Raw genomic sequence first — 19454 nt, 5'->3', positions numbered from 1 at the left:
AATCATGAGAACACTTATCCATAAGGCAGAAAAGATACCGCTGAGCAGTGCAATTATTACCGGAGTGCTCCTGGGAGGACTTGGCATCTTTTTGGCTATCATGGGAAATCCTGAAAATTCGGGGATCTGCATCTCCTGCTTTCTGGAAAATATTGCCGGGTCCCTCCATCTGCACCAGAATGCGAGAATGAGCTACCTGCGGCCAGAGATCATCGGCCTGGTAATCGGTTCATTTCTCATGGCCCTCATGAGCGGACGGTTTCGGGTCCGGGGAGGCTCATCCGCCCTGATCCGGTTCCTGATGGGATTTTTCCTTATGGTCGGGGCAGCCATGTTTATCGGTTGTCCGGTAAAATCGGTGCTCCGCCTTTCTGCCGGTGACCTGACGGCTGCTCCCGCTATTCTGGGATTTGTGGCGGGTGTATGGTTTGGCTTACAGTACCTGCGGGGAGGTTTTGCCCTGGAGAGGGAGCAGGAAATTGGCAAGGTCAACGGTCTGGTTATGCCGGTCTTTTTTAGCATCCTGCTTCTGTTCATCCTGATAAAGCCTGCTTTCATCGTCCTGGGTGCCAAAGGCCCGGCAGCCATGCATGCCCCGCTTTGGATTTCCCTGCTGGCTGGCATCCTGATCGGCGGGTTTGCGCAGCGGTCGACTTTTTGCATGATGGCCGGATTCCGGAACTTTTTTATCGCCAGAAACGGCTTTCTGCTCAAGGGCATTCTGGCCATGTTCCTGACAGCCCTGGGGCTGGCCCTTCTGACCGGACATTTCCGGCTTGGCATCAACGGCCAGCCGGGATCTCATCTGGCTCATGGCTGGTCCTTTCTGGGAATGTTTCTGGTGGGCGGGATCTCGGTCCTGGCCAACGGATGCCCTTTTCGGCAGGTTATCATGGCCGGTGAGGGGAATACGGATGCAGGTCTGACTCTCCTGGGCATGCTGATCGGAGGAGGGATCGTTCAAAGCTGGGAGATTCGCGCTACCATTGCCGGCGCTACCTTTGCCGGTAAAGTCGCCGTACTGACCGGCTTGGTTTTTCTTCTGGCGGTCGGTATCGCTTTTCGGACCCGGAAGATTAAAGCCCGGAAGATATCGGTTGCTCAGGAAGAGCAATGGGAAGTTCCGGAAGAATACCAGAGGAAGCATTATCGTTCATCCGGAATGTAAGTATTTCGTTGTAAGAAAACCGCCCTCTTAAGTATTTCGTTGTAAGAAAACCGCCCTCTGAAGAGGGCCGCATGTGGAAAGGAGGATCCTTTTTATGGCCCGCCAATTTTATCGCCAGTGTGTCAAGTGCGGCAAAATCCATGATGTTAATAAACATGTCAGAAACTGCGACTGCTCGCCGGAGGGACTGTTGCCATTCTACTATCCGGAGGTTAACTGGGATAATTATCCCGATCCCCGGTATGGTGATTCGGTATGGCGTTTTCATGAAATTCTCCCCCTCTTCAATATGGAAAACGCAATCGAGCTGGGTATCAAAAAGATTCCGCTCATTCGCTGCCACAACATTGCCCGGCAGTTTGGATTATCCGAGGTCTATGTCAAGCTGGATTCCATGCAGCCTACCGAGACCTTCAAGGACCGGGAAGCCTTCATGACCCTCTCCCGGCTGAAGGAGATGGGCTACCGGGAACTGGTGGGTGCCAGCACCGGAGACAGCGGTATCTCTCACTGCCGGGGAGCAGCCATCAGCAGGATGGGCCTGCACATGTTTGTCCCGAATAATGCCCGTGAGCGGTGGGAGGAGTTGTATAACCGGATGATGTCCGGCGACGGCGCATATGATTACAGCTATGTCCAGATCCACTACAGCGGCACTACCTTCGATGAGGCCATTGCCAATGCCTATGCCTTTGCCGACAAGATGAATCTGCCCATAGAATACTGGTTTTACAACCAGATGAGAATCGAGGGGATGAAAACCCTGGGTCTTGAGGTTCTGGAGGACCTGGGCCGGATCCCTGACTGGTATGTTCAGGGACTGGGCAGTGGTACGGGCATCTTTTCCTTCTGGAAGGGATGCACGGAGGTTTTCAAAAAGAGCCCGAACTTTGGCGGCATTCAGCCCGCAGGATGCGCTCCGATGGTTCTGGCCTCCCGCGGTCTGGTTGAAGGTACGGTTGGCAAGCGGGTGGTACCGGTTCTCGATACCTATGTAATCGGCATCGGTATTCCGAAAATTTTTGAATCCTATCCTCATCTGTGCAGGATCGGCGTGACGTTTGAAGATGTTTTTGAAGGTGGAAAGAAAACTGAACTGAAAGAATTTCCGCGGCTTTTGGAGCTGTTCCATGCCGATGGCATTCCCAAAGGGAAGGCAGGTCTTGAATCTCTGGCTGCTCTGGCCGGAGTGGAGAAGCTGGCCAAAAAGGGAATGATCCGGCCGGACCAGACCGTAGTTATCGGCTGCACCGGCAGGCTGCGCCTTGATGTTCCGGAGCTGCAGGCAGAAATGGAAGGGTAGTCAACATGAGTTCTCTGAATCAGGAATACCAAAAGTATCGATCCCGGACCGGGAAATCTCTCGATCTGTACACCCGCGCCTCGCGGGTCATGGCTGGCGGGGTGAGCCACAATTTGCGCTATTTCGCTCCCTACCCCTGTTATCTGGCCAGGGCCGAGGGGCCCCGGTTCTGGGACGTTGACGGCAACGAGTATCTGGATTTTTGGATGGGGCATTACCTGAACATTCTGGGGCACACGCCGTGGCAGGTCACCTCCGCCCTGGAGAGGCAGGTGCGGGAGGGTGTCCAGTGGGGCATTGTTCATGAGCTTCAGATCGAACTGGCCGAAATCGTAAGCAGGCTCATCCCTTCGGCGGAAAAGGTCCGCTTCTGCTGCTCCGGCACCGAAGCGGTCATTTATGCCCGCAGGCTGGCCCGGGCCTTTACTGACCGGCAGAAGTTTATCAAAATGGAAGGATCATGGCATGGTGCGGGCACGCATTCAGCCACGATCGACAACCCGGACCTGAATCAGGGAAAGCGGGGCGGTGCCTGTGAGGATGCCATCCAGAATACCGTTCTGGTCCGGTTCAACGATACCCAGGAGGCTTTTGACCGGATCAGAGAACATGCCGATGATCTGGCTGCGGTCATCATGGAACCGATCCTGGGCGAGGGCGGTTTTATCCCCGGAGACCGGGAATTCCTGAAAGTCATCCGTGAGGAGACGCAGAAAGCCGGAGCTTTGCTCATCTTCGACGAGATCATCACCGGCTTTCGGGTGGGTCTGGGAGGAGCCCAGGGGCTCTATAATATTACTCCCGATCTTACCACCCTGGGCAAGATCCTGGGCGGCGGGATGCCCATCGGTGCAGTCGCCGGCCGGGCGGATATCATGGAGCTGTGCAGTCCGACGGCTAATCTGCCTGAATACCGGAAAACACTCATCGGCGGAGGGACGTTCTCCTGTGCACCCCTGTGCATGACGGCAGGCATAGCCATGCTGCGGCATCTCGAAGAAAATGCCCGGGAAATTTATCCCTCTCTTGAAGCTGCCGGAATTCAAGTCAGGGGCGGTATCGAGAGGGCTTTTGCCCGGCATGGGATTGCGGCCAGGTGTACGGGTATCGGTTCCCTGTTTATGACTCATTTCCCCAAGGTCAGGCTGGAAGAGCTGAAAGATTCCCATGCCCTGGCTGTAGACTGTGATCTGGAAAAGCGGGAAAAGGAGTTGAGGATGCGGCTGTTAAACAAAGGGGTATTTGTAATGCACGGCGGCGGGGCGATTTCCACGGCCCATACTCCTGCCGATCTTATGATGTTCCTGGAGAAAGTGGAAGAGGTAGCGCAGGATATGGCGGAAGATCAATGCAGCCAGGGCAGGTGTGATGCACCCTGCCTGGAAGAGGCGGTTTTGAAATAACAGGCCCTGGGGAGAGATTGAGATGGTCCAGAATACCGTAAGCATAAAGGAAAACTGGCAAAGGATCAAAGAGCGCATTGACCGGGCAGCGCTTCGGGCTGGCCGCTCACCGGAGGAAATTACCCTGGTTGCGGTCAGCAAGAAGCAGAGCATGGAAAAGATCCGCCAGGCTGTCGATGCCGGGGCCAGGGTTTTGGGTGAAAATTATGTTCAGGAGGCTCAGGAGAAAATTCCCCTGCTGACCGGATATCCGATCGAGTGGCATCTGATCGGTCATCTGCAGAGCAATAAAGTCAAGCTGGCTGTTCCCCTCTTTACCCTGATTCATACGGTGGATTCTCTGGAACTGGCCCGGCTGATCAGTCAGCGGGCACAAAGAGAAGGAAAGATACAGTCGATCCTTATCCAGATAAATATGGCCGGGGAGGAATCAAAATCCGGTATCGCGCCGCAGGAGGCAGGGGAGATGGCAGGGCAGATCATCAAGCTGCCCCATCTTTCTCTGGAAGGGCTGATGACCATACCGCCCGAGGTCGATGATCCTGAAAAGGTGAGGCCATATTTTGCCGGTTTGCGGGATGTGCGCGATCAGCTCAACCGGTATTTGCCATCTCCTCTGAAAACTCTATCCATGGGCATGTCTCACGATTTCGAGGTAGCTATCGAGGAAGGAGCTACCCTGGTCCGGGTGGGGAGTGCCATCTTTGGTCCCAGAGATTGAGCTCCTGGTGAATGAAGGAACGAGAGAGTCATGAAGAATCTGTTAAACAGGATTTTTGATAATAAAAAGACCCCAAGCGATGCCGATTCACAGCAGGCCAGGGGACTTTTGATATTTTCCAATACCACTGAGGTCATAAAAGCCGAAGAGGTTTTAAAATCCAGTGGTTATCAGATCGGGGTCGTAAGCCCGCCGGCGCAGTATCGAACCGGCTGTGATCTGGCTATCGATTTTCCCCTGGTGGAGCAGTTGGGAATAGTCCGACGCCTGAAAGAGGAAGGTATTGCCCCTCTTGATGTTCTGCCGCTTTCCGGAGACCGTCTGGAGCCGCTGAAGCTCTGCCGGATAACCGACTTTGGGGATTATCTGATGATCAAAGCGGCCAATATGAAGATTACGGTTCATAAGTTGAGCTGGAAAATCGTCAACATTTCCGGCGGAGGATGTCCCGACGTCCCATACCTGGCTTCGGAGATGATCGGCAAGCGCCTTTCCGATGCTCCCAATCCGCGCAAGCTCGGCTATACCCTGTGCGCTTACTCCCTGAGCGTGGCCTATGAAGAGGCTTTGAAAATTATGGAGGAACAACGATGTTAGTTTTGGCAGGCACTATACCCGTGCAGGGATTACCGCTCCTGGCCGGACAGGGAATTCTCACTTCCGAAGGACTGGTGATCAATGGCCATCTGCTGGATCAGAACCGGGGGACTGCGGCCATGATGACCACGGTGGCCGTGGTCTGTCAGCAATACGGCCTGGACGCTCCGCTGTGCGTCGTGGCCGGGGACATTGGCAAGCGGGACGGCAGCAGCAAGGTGTATAACTACCTTACCGAACACGTTTCAGAATTGAATCCGCAGGTTATGGTTTTCCACTATATCATGCCGGATATCCTGAAAAATAACCGGTTGATTAAAGCCATCAAACTGGTGAGGCAAAAACCGCTGCTCATTGCCGATGCAGGCTCCATGTATGTGGCCAAGGCAGGCGGCCATGCACCCTATTACGACATTTTTACTCCCGATATGGGAGAGCTGGCTTTTCTGGCGGATGAGAAAGCGGCCCATCCGGCTTACACCCGGGGGTTCATCTGGCATATGAACGAGCAGGCCAGCGAACTGGTCCAGCGGGCTTATCACTGGAAAAATGCAGCCGATATCCTCTTCGTGAAAGGAAGCACCGATCATATCTGCCGTGGCGGGCAAATTTACCACAGCATGAGCGAACCCTCCATCCCGGAACTGGAAGCTATTGGCGGCACCGGAGATACCATAACCGGCATTTTATCCGCCCTGGCTTACCGGGGCATCGACCTGATCGATGCCTGTCTGATTGCGGCCCGGGCCAACCGTGAGGCAGGAAGACTGGCCAGGCCGACCCCGGCCACCCAGGTCAATAAGATTATCGAGTGCATTCCCCAAGCCCTGACCTTATCAGAAAAATGGCTGATGGAGCCGGAGGTTGCGGCCATGAAGATACTGCCGGAGCCTGCGGTGGAAAATACGGTGGTTCATTAAAGAGTAGAAAAGTGATCAGTGGCCAGTAAAGCAGTAACGATCACTAATCGCTATAAACTGATCACCCGAGTTCAGGGAGCTGTGTTTTGGCCACTGCGCAGGATAACGCCTTGCGCTCCTGACCACTGATCACTGACCACTGATCACTGATCACTGTTACAACAGGTGGAATAAGGTAATGAAAGGTCTGTCACCGAAGAATAATCAGAGAAAAGCCGTATCGGTCCTGGTTGATATCCTGTTTATCAACCTGGCCATAATCGGCGGATATCTCCTGTATCCAGGAGAGGAAATCTATTTTCATGGCTCTCTGTGGATTTTCTACCGGACCTTTGCCTTGGCTGCCACCTGCATCAGATTGTTTTTCCTGTTCTTTTTCGGAGCCTATGACCTGAATGAAGAGAGTCCTGCCTACGAGATTATTGAAAAGGTTTTTAAGGCTGCAACCTTAAGTACGATCATTATTTTCGCCTCCATCCACGGATTGCGAAGCTATTACCAGGTGAATGTCAGCCTGTCCCGGTATATCTGTTTCTTTGAATGGATTCTGAACATCCTCTTTCTGTTTGGCTGGCGATTTGTTTACTCCTGCCTTGAACCCAAAATTTCACGGAAAATACCGGCAGGGAAAAATACCCTGATCCTTGGTGAGGGTGTTGAAGGGGCCGCTCAATTTGAGGAATTGAAGAATATCCCGTACCAGCACTGGAATGTGGTGGGATATCTGACTTCAGCAGGGCAGAGCGAAGTATCCACGGAGCGGAATTCCTCACTGAGATGCCTGGACGATATCAGCAACTTTTTAGAGGTTGTGAACCAGTATGAGATTAAAAATGTCATTCTGGCCGGTAACAAGTTTCCTCCGGACCTGATCGATAAGCTGGTTGGGCAGTGTGATGCCCTGGGGATCCGGTTTTTCGTTCTTCCCAGCCAGTATGGGCTGTTTGCCGGAAAGGTAAAACTCCAGTCTCTGGAATCCATGCCCCTGTATGAGCTGATTCTGGAGCCTATCGACGGCTTTAACCGGGCTGCCAAACGCATGTTCGATATCCTTTTTTCACTGGCGGCAATCGTTTTTTTCTTCCCCATCATGGTTATTGTTGCGCTGGCGGTTAAACTGAGCTCCAAAGGCCCGGTCTTTTTCAAACAGATCCGCATCGGGAAAGATAACCGGCCTTTCGTGATCTATAAGTTCCGCTCTATGGTCAATAATGCTGAACAGCTTTCAGGACCGATCTGGGCAGAAGATAATGACCCGCGGGTCACGCCCGTTGGACGATTCCTGCGCAAAACCAGCCTGGATGAACTTCCTCAGCTTTTTTTAGTACTCTGGGGAAAATTAAGTATTGTCGGTCCGCGGCCGGAAAGACCGCATTTTGTAAATCAATATGAGGGTTTTCAGGGACTGAGGCTTTGCATCAAGCCGGGATTGACCGGTTTGGCCCAGATTAATGGCCGCTATGATGCTGACCTGAATGACAAGCTGCAGCATGATATCTTCTATATTCATAATTACTCTCTTTACCTGGATATCGTTATTGTCATAAAAACTATCTGGGCTGTGATTACTGCCCAGGGAGCGCGGTAGAGGTGTTTTACCCGTATAATAGGGAACCGTATTCTGATGATCAAGATTCTGTTTTTTTTCAGCCTGTTTTTAATCTTCTATACGTATCTTCTGTATCCGCTGGTCATTTTCTGTCTTAATATTATTCTCAGACAGAAAAAAGACCACCTGATCGATGAGAGCTTTCTGCCTTCTGTCTCTGTCGTGGTGGTTGCTCACAACGAAAAGGATGTCATTCAGGAGAAAATCGAGAATTGTCTCTCACTGGATTATCCGAAAGAGAAGCTTGAGATTTTCTTCGCCTCGGACGCATCTACGGACGGCACCGATGAGATTATCGCTCAATATCAGAAGAAGGGTGCTGTGCGATTTCTCCCTGTCCGGCCAAGGGGAGGGAAGAGCAACGCGCTGAATATCGCCATGCCTCATGTACGGGGAGAAATCGTTGTCTTTTCCGATGCCAATACCTTTGTTCAGAAAGATGCGGTCCGCAAGCTGATCCGCCACTTTGCGGATCCGGACATCGGCTGTGTATCCGGCAGGCTGCAGTTTCGACCGGTGAAGGGAAATCCCCTGGGAATGATCGAGAGCCGGTTCTGGAACTACGAAACCTGGGTAAAGATCAAGGAGGGAAACATCGCTTCCCTTCCGGGAGCGAACGGCGGCATCTACGCCATCCGCAGGCTGTTGTTCAGACCGCTGCCGATCGACCGGGCTATCATGGATGATTTTATTATTACCCTGCGCATCATCGGTATGGGATACCGGGCCATCAGTGACCCGCAAGTCAAGGCCCTGGAAGATACCTGCATCAGGGTCGTGGATTCATTCGAGCAAAAGATCCGGATCGGGGCCGGGAACTTTCATGGATTGAAATATATTTATCCTCTTCTGTCCCCTACCCGGGGATTGATTGCTTACATTTTGTGGTCTCATAAGATTATCCGCTGGTTTCTTCCTTTTTGCCTGATGGCTGCCCTGATCAGCAATATATTCCTGGTCCATCAGGGGCGGATATACCAATATTTGATTGGAAGCCAGGTTTCTTTCTACCTGGTGGCTTTTTTGGGTTTTCTGTGTTACCTGGGGAATAAGAAAAAGCATAAGGTTGAAGACCCGGTCTGCTAAGAGCGGCTTTCTGCCTGAAGAACAAAAGGAGCAGATGGTATGAGGTTAGTGCAGGGGTTATGGGAGATTTTCTATTTTCCGTTTTATTTCGTATCCTTAAATGTAGCCGGATTTATGAGTTTCGTCAGGTTCGTTCAGGGCAGCCAGCCCCCCAGTTGGAAGAAAGCTGCCCGGGTTGCCGTGGAAGCAGAGGAAAGACAATATGGGGATGAAGGTATGGAATATCCAAAGGCCTCATCCGGCAGGGGAAGATAGGACTCCAGAGTAATATTTAGGCAAATGGATTTCAAACAGGCAAAAGGCAAGATGAAAAAAATAACGGTATTCGCTCGGCAGTATCTTCGTGCTTCGATATCGTGTCTGTATCTGTTTACAATTGGAATTTTCTCATCAAGGCACCGTTGTTTTATATCAACTATTTGCTATCATTTTGGTTGTAAAGGAGGAGTTAAGACATTAATCCCCAGAGTAAGGCTATCTGATGTTTTATCAGATGATCTGTCTGTCCATCTTCACTCGCTCACTCAGGTGGATGGAAATATTTCCCCTGTCGAATTGCTGGTAATTACCAAGCTTGTTCAGCAGTACCAGCCCAAGATGCTGTTCGAGATCGGAACATTCGATGGGAAAACCACTTTGAATATGGCTGCAAATTGTTCGGCAGAATCAAAAGTTTATACCCTTGACTTACCGAAGAATGGTTTGAATGATACAGCACTTGCACTGGATGTCGGGGATAAAGCATATATCAATAAGGAAACGTCCGGGTCAAGGTACTGGGGGACAGAATTCGAGAAAAAAATAACCCAGTTTTATGGAGACTCTGCCAAATTTGATTTTTCTCCGTTTTACGGAAAGATCGATTTTGCCTTTGTCGACGGCTCCCATGCCTATGATTATGTACTGCATGATACCGAAGAAGTACTTAAGTTGATGAACGAGACAAATCAAAGCATAATCTTATGGCATGATTATGGTGAGTGGAATGGAGTTACCAGGGCCTTGAATGAGCTCTACCGGGGTGATAGGAGATTCAGCAGCTTGAAGCATATTGATGGTACCTCCTTAGTTTATATGAATATCAAGAGGTAAATTGAAGGCACTCCTGGTGGGATCGCTTCCACGTATCTTTGGATGAGCTTCGATAAAGTAAGGACATCTGACATGAAACACCGGCTGCTTCGTCCTTTGTTTTTGCCTGGTGCAAGGATGGAGAGATTATGAAACTCTCCGGCCATAACCGACTGAGAATCTGCATCCTGGGCATGGAGGCATGGGGCGGCCTGGCTCAAATTCCCTATGCGGTCCTCAAAGGCCTGGAGCTCATCCCCGGGGAAATTGATATCTTTTTTATTACCCTGCGGTCCCCGGAGACGGAAAAAATCTATCACCGCTCACTCTTTCCATCAGGCAGGATAAGGATATTCTTTCTCAAGTATGAAACCGACCTCGACAGAAAGATTCGCAGGTTATTATTTTATGTCTATAATCCCTTATATTACTTTCGAGTCGCCCGGCTGATCAGAAAGATACATCCTCACCTTATCCATTACAGCACAGGATGCATCATTGAGGTCATGACGGCGGCCTTTTTCAATCTGGATATCAAGGCGAAAATCCTGACCATTCATGACCCTTCGCCACATAACGAGGCCAATCAGCCGCCGTTGAAAAGAATCAATAACCTGATTTATTTTCTCATCAGAAAATCGTGCCTGAGACGGGTGCCTTATTTCCATGTCAATGCCGGGTCCCATATCGCTGAAGCCCAGGCTGCATTCAATATCTCCGAATCCCGTATCTTCGCAACCCATATGGTATCGAATATCGTGGAGGACTTTTTCAGCCACCCGACCCGCCCGGCGGAACTGGACAGTCTGAAAAGCGGTACAATCAGGATACTGTTTTTTGGCCGCATCCGGCCCTACAAGGGAGTAGAATATCTGATCCGGGCGGTGGAAATGCTATCAGCCAGGTTTCCTGACCGGATACAGCTCATTTTAGCTGGAGAAGGGCGGCTGTATTTCGACTACTCTTCTGTTAAGGACAAGCTGGTGCTGATCAATCGATATATCGGCAATTCTGAGGTCAGTCCGATTTTTACCGCCTCGGATTTTGTAGTCCTGCCGTACACGAACGCTACCCAGACCGGAGTCATATCGCTGGCTTACTTTCATGCCAAACCCGTTATCGGAACCAGGGTCGGGGGCATTCCCGAATTGATTGAAGATGGGAAAACCGGTTTTCTTGTTCAGAAAGAAGAGCCGGGAGCCCTGGAGGAGAAAATCGGGTATTTTGTAGAACATCCGCAGGTGATGAAAGAAATGGGTGAGGCTGCCAGGGAATATTACCATACTCACTACTCCTTCGAGGCCCTCGGCAGGGAGTTGTTCACTATATATCGGACGATCGCTGGCAGAGAAAGTCAGCAGTAAAAGCTGAAGATCACAAGGAGCCATTGGTGTGAAAGCTGACAACAGGCATATTTCTCGAAGGGTTTTTTCACCGCAGGGGTGCTATCCCTATTTGGTCTGGTTCATGAAAAAAGTAATCAACAAAGCCGGGTCGTCAGGGAAAAGGTACTGGTATCATGTCTTTAAAACCTTCCCCTGGGAGCCGCACAAAATGGGATTTATGAGCCATAGCAAGGCAGAACAGGCGGAGGTCAGGGAGCATATAGAAAAATTAATGGGGGCAGAATGTCCTTCCCTGACCATTGAGCAGGACAAGTTCAGAAGATTTTTAGAAAGCCGGGAAAAAGCCCTCGGTCAATGGGGATCATATGATGATCCAAATTATAAAAAATCCCTGGAATATTTCCTTACTCTCGAACTCATCGATTTTCGGGAAACTGATACGTATATCGATATCGGGAGCTGGTTTTCCCCTTTTCCCGAGTTGATAAGAAGCAGGGTAGAAAAAGTGTATTGTCAGGATCTGGCTTACCGGCAGGGCTTTTATCAGGATCAAATCGGCTGCAGTGCGGCGCATATCCCCTTGCCGGACCAATCGGTCGATAGTATGACTCTCCATTGTACATTCGAGCATTTTGAGAAGAATACTGATACCCTCTTTATCAGAGAGGCCCAGAGACTGCTGAAGCCAGGGGGTAAGTGTTTCATTGTTCCTCTCTACCTCGATAGAGATTTTATTAACCTGACTGATCCGTCCCTGTTTTCCCTTCAGCGGCTTGAGCTTGACCAGGGGGCAGCGATCGTTCGCAGGTTTGGATTTCTGAATAGATTCGGACGGATTTATTCTCCTGAAGAATTGGTCAAGAGGGTTATTTCCGTTGCTGCGGGTTTGCAGGCGACTGTATTTTGGATCCGGGAAGTGCCTTGGCTTCCCATCACCAGGCTTATAAGCTTTGCTCTCATGCTGGAAAGGAAGTCAGGTTAGTGTCGTTCAGCCTGCCCAAAAGCAGATTATCATCAGATTTTGTCCTGCTCATATGGGGAGGCTTGTTTCTGGTTTCCAGAGTACCGTTTATTTTTTCAGGATCAGGATACGGGCTTGACCCTGATGCCTATTATGTCCTCTTGAGTGCGCAAAAAATTTTAGCCACAGGCAGGTACTTTATGTCCCGGCCGCCCGGATACCCGCTCTTTGAAATAATCTGTGCCCTTCTTTCACCGGGAGGCCCTGTGGCAACCACTGGAATGACCGCTTTGATCTCGCTCCTTTCACTCTTTCCCTTCATGGGAATCATGAAGCTTTTGTCCGTTAAAAATCAAGGCTGGCTTTTATTTACCTTCTGCTTTGCGCCTATCTTATGGATCACCAGTACCTGCACCATGGATTATCAGTGGGCACTCTTTTTCGTCATGATGGCTTACTATTTTTTTCTTGATCGGAAATACTTGCGGGGCGCTTTTTTTCTCGGGATTGCCGTGGGCTTTCGGATCACCTCCGGACTCATGATCCTCCCCTTGAGCCTGCAATTCCTCTTTCAGGAGAAAAGCATCAGGAAATTCATTATCCCCTTTTTCCTCTTCGGGCTGGTTTCTCTTCTGACATACACTCCGGTATTTTTGAGCTATGGATTTTCCTTCTGGCAATACGTTCCAAACAATGCTCCTTTTTATATCTGGGGCTATAGAACCCTGTCCGAGCTTTTAGGATTCCCCGCACTTCTTTTCCTGATTCTGGGGATCTTTGCTGCTATCCATAACCGGGCAAAAGGAAAATCAGACCCCAATGCCCTGGTCCTGCTTCTGGTCATCGTAAGTTATACCTTCCTCTTTTTAAAGCTTCCCGCAGAAACTGCCTATTTACTGCCTATCATTCCCTTCGGCTTGATTTTTCTGGATAAAATTCTCTCTCGACGATTTCTCATCCTGTTTTGCCTTTTTTTCGTCCTGAATGGCATCATTTCCATTGCCGTCATTGATAAAAGGGCTTACCGGAGAAATGGGCAGATACGGTTGCTTGCCTGTGACTACGGGACGGTGATCAAAAATGAGATAAGAAAAAGAAGAGTCTATCAGAATGCACAAAAACTTCCGATTCTTGCTGAAGCTTTGCCCGGAGGGGATAATATAGCTGTCGTAATCGGGTGGTATCAGCCGGTCTTTCAATTTTTCAACCAAAATACCCTCGATGAAGTGAACATCGATGGCCGGATTCCAGCCCTCAAATCCAGAGGAAGAGACCTGTTCTATCTGGAAAGTGTAACCAGGGAAGATATCCGTTTCCTTAAGGCACGGCAATTCAGGCTTTATTACCTGGATGCAGCACAGGGAGCCATGTCCATGACAGGAGTGGACCTTTCAAAGTACGGACAGCAAATACCGGGTATTGATTCTTATCCAGTCAATTACTGACAGCATCTGAGTGACAAGTACTGCAGATTACATAACAACCTTCTTAAGATATTGATTTTTTGACATTAATATGGTCAATAAAAGTGAACAGATAAAGGTGACAGATGGATAGAGGACGATCCAAACTGCACCAGAAAATAGGGGCTTAAGGGGTTTAAATAAGAATATGAATAAAATATGCGTTACATAAACTCCCAGGGTATATCTTCCCAACGCGGGGAGATTCAAAGATTGCAGGAAGTCTTGTTGGGCCAGAACGAAAAGCATAACGCCAATACCAAACAGCGGCGTTCCAATCAGATTGTCATGGCACATGGGAGAGATGCCATAAATATTATACAGCAAGAAGACTTCGGTGGTATGCAATAAAAACCCTGCTGTTGAAATTATGCAGGCAGTCGATACTTTTACTGAAAGCTTGTTGTTTTGCGACAACCACCACCCCACGGCTAGAAAGATTGTACTGAAAAAGGGACCGTTTCGTGTATTGAAGGGAAAATGGAATCCCAGGGGAGTGAGGGCATAAGGGCCGCCTAAAAGGCCGAAAACATACAGGAAAAGCGATACCCAAAGGATCGCTTTGTCCAACCCGTAAGAGATCATAACTGTTAAGATCCCTAGAGCCATGATTAACGATATGAGAAACCAAAGGTGGTCATAGGTCCCCTCTAATAAAAGCTTGCCGGGATGCTCGACTATCCAGAAATAAGCTCGGCTATGCAATATGCCTGATAAACCCTTGTGCGAAAGTTCTTGAATACTTATGGGGATAAAGAAATAAATGATCGACCAAAAGCCTAAAATATTGAGTAATCTTTTAGTATACTGAATAAAGAGCTGCCTTACTTTGATCCCGGATTGCACTTTTTTCCCAAAGAAATACCCGGCGGCGAGAAAAAAGAAGGGTACGGCAAAACGTGCACTCTGATTGGTAATAATAACCAACAACCTGGGCAGTCCTTCCTGGTAATCGAAGATATTTAATGATATGCTATGAAGATAGACTACCGACATGATGGCCAGCACTCTCATTGAATCAATACTGGCAATTCGTGCTTTTTTTCTTTTTTCTTCCATGAATCCGAACCGCTTGCTGTGAATTGTGCATTAAATACCTGCCATCACCTGGGAACATAGACGAATTCAGGCCTTGTGTCCCCACCCGTTACCGGTCGGAATGCGGTTTCAGTATCAAAAATTGAACACTGGATTGCCCGGTAATTGTGATCAACGTCTTCTTGAAACCAATCCTGCTTTGAGTCAAGGAAAATGGTACTAAAGATTTTTCTCCTCAAGGCATCCCTCACTTGATTAGCCAATTCTGCCTTGACTTCTCCCTTATCTCCTCTGATAATATCAGCCATGGCCATAGCATGGGCAAAACCGCTTTTATTGGCCAGCGTTGCCAGGTACGGGTGATAAGGAATAAAAACATCACCTTTTATCTGGGTTATTTGGGTAATAAACTTTTTGCCTGCTTCTAAATCCCATTGACTGGGAATCTGGTCAAACGGGTTGTAGATAAGGCAGGCAAATTGTATGATACAAACAAGATAAACGTAAATTTCCATTATGCTCCGGCTATTGGCGGGTGCAGCTTGAACAAGTTGAAAAATCGAGTGCACAGCTAGTCCAAAAAGGACTGATATGATAGCGCAGGCGGGAAGTAAAACATTATCGTAAGATCCAGAATGAAGCCTTGAAAGCCATGCTCCGCCTATCATACCAGCGGCTGATAAAAAGTAGAACAGATAATTTTTTTTTGCTTTATACCAAAACTGGATAAACAGATAGAGGATGGACAGAGCCATAGCAATAGAAATTGGCCTTAAATCATAAGACCAGAAGTAAAAAAATGCGGATCTAAGAATACCGTGCTGCCTTGGCAAGTGAAAAACATAATAGTTGTACCATCCGTTATGAAAGTAATCAAGAAGGAAAGTGCTTGCCCCTATAATTACTGCTACTGTGCCCAGAAGATAGAGGAACCGTCGCTTCCCCACCAGGAGACAATAGATCATTATCGGCAAGGAGGTCAGGAGTGCTATCTGCTTCGTTAAAAAAGAGAAAGATATAAGTATTCCGGCTGCTATGCATGATTTCGATGAATCTTTAAATTTGACCTCATAAAGCGCTGCTAAGAGAAGGACAAGGAATAATGAGTCTACTCGAGCGATGTCAAACCATGCACCAGATATTCGGAATGTAGCTGCGAATAAACAAGAGGCAAGAATACCTGCGAAAGTATCCCCTGTTTCTCGTTTAACGATAAGGAATATGATCAAGAAGCAACTCAGAGAGGCAGCCAGGGATACGAGCCTCAAAGGGGTGAATCCTATTCCGCTGACTTTTGATACAGCAGCCGAAAGATAAAAGTAAAGAGGAGTATAAATAAACGGCACGAATTCCAGTGATGGTGCAACGTAGAGTTTTTGTCCAGAAAGTATCCTTCTAACCTGGTCCAGCGCACCTCCTTCGAGCCATTCCAGCTCAAACGGATATCGAATTCGGCAAAGAGCAACAATAATAAAGACAATGAAATATGAAATTGCACCTATCAACAAGACATATTTCATCAAGCTGGATATAAATTTTAAACCACCTGTTCTTTTCATTCCGCCCCCTTTGCAGATCATAGTCAGGTTAAAGGCCATGGTGATTATCAGGCTACTGGACACTGGAGGGCAGTTTGAGAGCTATGCCCCCCTTGTAATCAGTGTTGCGATACTTCGACTGGGCGTGGAGAGAAGGCTGCCAATGCTTAAACCATCTGCTTTATAAAATAACATAATTCCATATCACCTTCAATGGGGATAAATTATACCTGATGGAAGATAAGGCATTAAAAACAATTATCATTGTCTGGTTATTGATTATGTGTTCCATGGACTATTTTGCCCTTCCTACCTGGCAATCCCGGCTGTTGCTGTGGGGGATGAACGGATTATTCTTTATTGTCTGGATTACGAAAAATATCAGCCGGAAAAGGGGATTTATACCCTTTCAGGAGAGAGGGCTTCTGATCGTTCTTTATCTTTTTTTATTCTGGGCGTGTGTATCGATCTTTTTTTCTCAAGATCCAGCCATTGGAGTAAAGCGAATGGGCCACCTCTTGATTGCTTTGCTCGATTCTTATATTTTCTATGACTTTTTTGCTCGAAGCGAAGAGAATGTACAGTTTTTCCGCAAAGTAATCACCTTTTTCGTTATCTTTGTTTCCTGCTGGTCCACCTTAGAATCTTTTCAGAAACTGTCCAGAGGAGAAAAACTCTTTAAAAATATTTATGCTGGTTTTTGCAATCCAAATTTCCTGGGGCACTTTCTCTTTCTCTTCTTCCCGCTGATACTGTCATACTATGGTATCAATTCTCATTTTCAAGGCAGATACAGAGTCTGGCGATTTCTGCTTATCATTTTGGCAGGTTACGCCCTTATATTGGCCTCTGCCCGCTCTTCCTGGAACGGATTCATCTTTGCCCTGTTTTTTCTGCTCTTTCGGAAAAACAAGGCCTTGGGTGTAGGAATTTTACTTTTGGCTATCATAGTAAATCTGTCAACTTTTGTACTGATAGGGGGGAGAATCTATCAAACCACATGGCAAAAGGTATATGAGGACCGACCGGTTTGGGATGAATATTGGGAGGCCGCAGTAGAAAATCCACTCTTTGGAATAGGTTGGGGAGTGAATCCTCCAAACATGATCCACGGGCATAACGTCTATCTGTCCAATGCCGTCCAAATGGGGGTATTTTCAGCCTTTCTGGTATTGGCCTTTTATATCCTCATCCTCTATAGTGCACTTCAAACCGAAAAAAGAATTAAAGATCCTCAACTGAAAGCCATTTTACTGGGAACTACAGCTACCTTTTGTGGCCATATAGTGTACAACCTGACAGAGTCTTCAGGGGTTTTAGTCTATTTTACTGCCAATAGTATGAGCTTTTTCCCATACATACTGCTCGCTGTCCCCTTGGCTATTAATTACCTTTGCCGGCAACAAAACCTTTAAGTAAATCTATCAAATTGGTGGTATAGTAACTGGACTCATGTCAATAATATCAAGGATGATAAATGAGAAATCAAGGCAAAAAAGCGATACCGATTAACAGTGCATCTCCATTGGGAATCAACAATACTGATATTGCCGCTAACCGTAACTTGGGATTAGACTATTTGCGGGCAATAGCTTTAATCCTTATGACCTCGATTCACTTTGCACGATCAATTCCAGGCAGTTCAACTTCCTGTCTGAGCTTTATAGGGGAATCAGCTCCTGCGTTCTTCTTTTTTGCTTTTGGTTTAACTATGGATAAGTTCCTATCAAAACCTTTTGGTAATCAACTTGCAGTATTACAACTTTTTTTTTACCTGGCTATCGCACACAACCTCTTTATGTATACTCCCGCATTCTTCGTGACAGAATTCTTCTTCTTTCTTTTATCCTGGCAAGTAATTTTTTTAGCTATTGAAAGAGAAAAACAAGCGACAAAAGACCTTTACCTTTTCATTTTCTTGATACTATCCGTTTTAATGCTTATTATATCAAACGACCTATTGTCAAACATCTTTAGTGTTCTGATACCAGGACCATTCCCTTTGCTTCCCTGGGGATTATTCGTAATTGCGGGACTATTATATTCACGCCGTATGCGAAACGGCTTTATTTGGAGAGGAGACTATCTCATTTCCCTATGTTTGATCCTGATATCCTGGGCATGTTATTACTTGTCAAAAAGGATAGAATGGCCTGGCCTTGAGATTATAAAGGAGCCATTATCTGCGCCATACTTTTTACTATTTTGGGGTGCAAATATCCTTCTTCTCAATCTGATTAATAGTTTTAATAACTTGTTTAGCAGCATCCCGATTATCTTAAAGGTAGTAAATTTTCTATCTGAAAATTTACTATTGGCGACAGTGCTGCACTACATACCGGTATTTTTATTTAAAAAGTTGCTGCTAATTTTCCTGTCCTTGATTACGCATGATAATTATATGTTTTTTTACCTGCTTGGTTCATTTCTCTGCAATATTACGTTACTTTTGCTTGTAAAGGCTGTCCTTATGGTCTGGAGTACTATGGATAATCAACCTGCTATTAATTTTTTGAGAAGAAACTATAATTCTTCATCAATTTTAATAATCGCTCTGTGCTCAATGGGCAGACTTTGCTTTCAATCCAATCTATTAACCTTATTAGCTATGATATATTTTGCCCTCCAGTTAAGATCGCGGAAGAAAGCTTTAAGAGAAGTAAAATTATAGGCATAAGCAGGATGATGGTTTTGAATTGCATCTTTGCTGTCAGTTATATCCACCGCCAACAAACCCTTCGGAACCACGGACCGGCCATATCCCTGAGCGAAAAATCTTTGTGGCTATTAATTGCAAAATTGCAGAATAAGTGCAGTAATGCAATAGGAAATCTCGCTTACTTGCAAATTTGCAATAAACACTCCTTAATTTGCCTGATCCCTCCCTTGATGTATTATTGGCAACTAGTTGAAAAATAATTGCAATGCAATTGCCCAGCACTTGGCACATCAGTTGCATCATTCTCATAATATGAAATCAATACCAGTAAATATTGAAAGGAGGTGATTATCATGGGAATATTTCTTGGAGCTTTTGGAACGCTGCTGTATTTTCTGATGTCTACCCGAAAAGGCGTTAAATATTAACAGAACCATGAGTAAATGATTGTGATAATCTAAAATTCCCCCATTTTAGGGGTTTGTGACAACGCAAAATTCCCCCACCCCTGACTGAAGTTTCCGGTATTATATGGGCAGAAAAAAACTAAAGACCATGATACCGGAGGCAG

At 47.2% G+C, this 19454-nt stretch carries 17 protein-coding genes; 15 read left to right on the top strand and 2 right to left on the bottom strand.

Annotated features, from left to right (window positions below):
* The first annotated feature begins 4 nt into the window (after window positions 1–4).
* The 13 genes from yedE (at window position 5) to AB1611_19725 (ending at window position 13630) form a co-directional block, all read left to right on the top strand.
* Window positions 5–1168, top strand: a complete 1164-nt coding sequence (gene yedE, locus AB1611_19785; GenBank protein ID MEW6381823.1) for a YedE family putative selenium transporter — start codon at window positions 5–7, stop codon at window positions 1166–1168.
* Between the two features lie 94 nt (window positions 1169–1262).
* Window positions 1263–2471 (top strand): pyridoxal-phosphate dependent enzyme, encoded by a 1209-nt coding sequence (locus AB1611_19780; protein MEW6381822.1) that lies wholly within the window; start codon window positions 1263–1265, stop codon window positions 2469–2471.
* 5 nt (window positions 2472–2476) lie between these two features.
* Entirely contained in the window at window positions 2477–3874 is a 1398-nt protein-coding gene (locus AB1611_19775) for an aspartate aminotransferase family protein (GenBank protein MEW6381821.1), read from the top strand.
* 22 nt (window positions 3875–3896) lie between these two features.
* Window positions 3897–4595, top strand: a complete 699-nt coding sequence (locus AB1611_19770; GenBank protein MEW6381820.1) for a YggS family pyridoxal phosphate-dependent enzyme — start codon at window positions 3897–3899, stop codon at window positions 4593–4595.
* A gap of 30 nt (window positions 4596–4625) precedes the next feature.
* Window positions 4626–5192, top strand: a complete 567-nt coding sequence (locus tag AB1611_19765; GenBank protein ID MEW6381819.1) for a DUF3343 domain-containing protein — start codon at window positions 4626–4628, stop codon at window positions 5190–5192.
* Complete coding sequence (locus tag AB1611_19760; protein ID MEW6381818.1) at window positions 5186–6112, top strand: NAD(P)H-hydrate dehydratase; 927 nt, start codon at window positions 5186–5188, stop codon at window positions 6110–6112. Before AB1611_19765 ends, AB1611_19760 begins: the two co-directional genes overlap by 7 nt.
* A gap of 178 nt (window positions 6113–6290) precedes the next feature.
* Entirely contained in the window at window positions 6291–7700 is a 1410-nt protein-coding gene (locus AB1611_19755) for a sugar transferase (protein MEW6381817.1), read from the top strand.
* A 36-nt stretch (window positions 7701–7736) separates the two neighbouring features.
* The gene (locus AB1611_19750) at window positions 7737–8807 is read left to right on the top strand and encodes a glycosyltransferase family 2 protein (protein ID MEW6381816.1); all 1071 of its coding nucleotides are present in this window, start codon (window positions 7737–7739) and stop codon (window positions 8805–8807) included.
* Between the two features lie 39 nt (window positions 8808–8846).
* The gene (locus AB1611_19745; protein ID MEW6381815.1) at window positions 8847–9062 is read left to right on the top strand and encodes a hypothetical protein; all 216 of its coding nucleotides are present in this window, start codon (window positions 8847–8849) and stop codon (window positions 9060–9062) included.
* A gap of 24 nt (window positions 9063–9086) precedes the next feature.
* Window positions 9087–9899 carry a class I SAM-dependent methyltransferase gene (locus AB1611_19740; protein MEW6381814.1) on the top strand — a complete coding sequence of 271 codons (813 nt, stop codon included), beginning with the start codon at window positions 9087–9089 and terminating at the stop codon, window positions 9897–9899.
* Window positions 9900–10027: 128 nt separating this feature from the next.
* Window positions 10028–11242 (top strand): glycosyltransferase family 4 protein, encoded by a 1215-nt coding sequence (locus AB1611_19735; protein MEW6381813.1) that lies wholly within the window; start codon window positions 10028–10030, stop codon window positions 11240–11242.
* A gap of 28 nt (window positions 11243–11270) precedes the next feature.
* Window positions 11271–12206 carry a methyltransferase domain-containing protein gene (locus AB1611_19730; GenBank protein ID MEW6381812.1) on the top strand — a complete coding sequence of 312 codons (936 nt, stop codon included), beginning with the start codon at window positions 11271–11273 and terminating at the stop codon, window positions 12204–12206.
* On the top strand, window positions 12206–13630 hold the full coding sequence (locus AB1611_19725) for a hypothetical protein (protein MEW6381811.1): 1425 nt from the start codon (window positions 12206–12208) through the stop codon (window positions 13628–13630). Before AB1611_19730 ends, AB1611_19725 begins: the two co-directional genes overlap by 1 nt.
* A 27-nt stretch (window positions 13631–13657) precedes the next feature.
* On the opposite strand, the gene AB1611_19720 is transcribed toward AB1611_19725, so the two are convergent.
* Both AB1611_19720 and AB1611_19715 read right to left on the bottom strand, forming a co-directional pair.
* Window positions 13658–14707 (bottom strand): acyltransferase, encoded by a 1050-nt coding sequence (locus tag AB1611_19720; GenBank protein ID MEW6381810.1) that lies wholly within the window; start codon window positions 14705–14707, stop codon window positions 13658–13660.
* A gap of 44 nt (window positions 14708–14751) precedes the next feature.
* Window positions 14752–16245, bottom strand: a complete 1494-nt coding sequence (locus AB1611_19715; GenBank protein ID MEW6381809.1) for a glycosyltransferase family 39 protein — start codon at window positions 16243–16245, stop codon at window positions 14752–14754.
* A 212-nt stretch (window positions 16246–16457) separates the two neighbouring features.
* Between AB1611_19715 and AB1611_19710 the strand changes: the two genes are divergently transcribed.
* Window positions 16458–17639: a hypothetical protein gene (locus AB1611_19710; protein MEW6381808.1), complete on the top strand. Its 1182-nt coding sequence runs from the start codon at window positions 16458–16460 to the stop codon at window positions 17637–17639.
* Between the two features lie 62 nt (window positions 17640–17701).
* Window positions 17702–18895, top strand: a complete 1194-nt coding sequence (locus AB1611_19705; protein ID MEW6381807.1) for a hypothetical protein — start codon at window positions 17702–17704, stop codon at window positions 18893–18895.
* Window positions 18896–19454 lie beyond the last annotated feature (559 nt).

The sequence above is a fragment of the bacterium genome (assembly GCA_040755755.1).
GTDB lineage: Bacteria > SZUA-182 > SZUA-182 > DTGQ01 > DTGQ01 > DTGQ01.
Note: the sequence above shows the minus strand (reverse complement) of the source record. Positions and strands in the feature narration are given on the sequence as shown.

What these genes read in the sequence shown, in the direction of transcription:
- yedE (MEW6381823.1), top strand. Translation starts at nt 5, where the DNA reads ATGAGAACACTTATCCATAAGGCAGAAAAGATACCGCTGAGCAGTGCA.
- AB1611_19780 (MEW6381822.1), top strand. Translation starts at nt 1,263, where the DNA reads ATGGCCCGCCAATTTTATCGCCAGTGTGTCAAGTGCGGCAAAATCCAT.
- AB1611_19775 (MEW6381821.1), top strand. Translation starts at nt 2,477, where the DNA reads ATGAGTTCTCTGAATCAGGAATACCAAAAGTATCGATCCCGGACCGGG.
- AB1611_19770 (MEW6381820.1), top strand. Translation starts at nt 3,897, where the DNA reads ATGGTCCAGAATACCGTAAGCATAAAGGAAAACTGGCAAAGGATCAAA.
- AB1611_19765 (MEW6381819.1), top strand. Translation starts at nt 4,626, where the DNA reads ATGAAGAATCTGTTAAACAGGATTTTTGATAATAAAAAGACCCCAAGC.
- AB1611_19760 (MEW6381818.1), top strand. Translation starts at nt 5,186, where the DNA reads ATGTTAGTTTTGGCAGGCACTATACCCGTGCAGGGATTACCGCTCCTG.
- AB1611_19755 (MEW6381817.1), top strand. Translation starts at nt 6,291, where the DNA reads ATGAAAGGTCTGTCACCGAAGAATAATCAGAGAAAAGCCGTATCGGTC.
- AB1611_19750 (MEW6381816.1), top strand. Translation starts at nt 7,737, where the DNA reads ATGATCAAGATTCTGTTTTTTTTCAGCCTGTTTTTAATCTTCTATACG.
- AB1611_19745 (MEW6381815.1), top strand. Translation starts at nt 8,847, where the DNA reads ATGAGGTTAGTGCAGGGGTTATGGGAGATTTTCTATTTTCCGTTTTAT.
- AB1611_19740 (MEW6381814.1), top strand. Translation starts at nt 9,087, where the DNA reads ATGGATTTCAAACAGGCAAAAGGCAAGATGAAAAAAATAACGGTATTC.
- AB1611_19735 (MEW6381813.1), top strand. Translation starts at nt 10,028, where the DNA reads ATGAAACTCTCCGGCCATAACCGACTGAGAATCTGCATCCTGGGCATG.
- AB1611_19720 (MEW6381810.1), bottom strand. Translation starts at nt 14,707, where the DNA reads ATGGAAGAAAAAAGAAAAAAAGCACGAATTGCCAGTATTGATTCAATG.
- AB1611_19715 (MEW6381809.1), bottom strand. Translation starts at nt 16,245, where the DNA reads ATGAAAAGAACAGGTGGTTTAAAATTTATATCCAGCTTGATGAAATAT.
- AB1611_19710 (MEW6381808.1), top strand. Translation starts at nt 16,458, where the DNA reads ATGGAAGATAAGGCATTAAAAACAATTATCATTGTCTGGTTATTGATT.
- AB1611_19705 (MEW6381807.1), top strand. Translation starts at nt 17,702, where the DNA reads ATGAGAAATCAAGGCAAAAAAGCGATACCGATTAACAGTGCATCTCCA.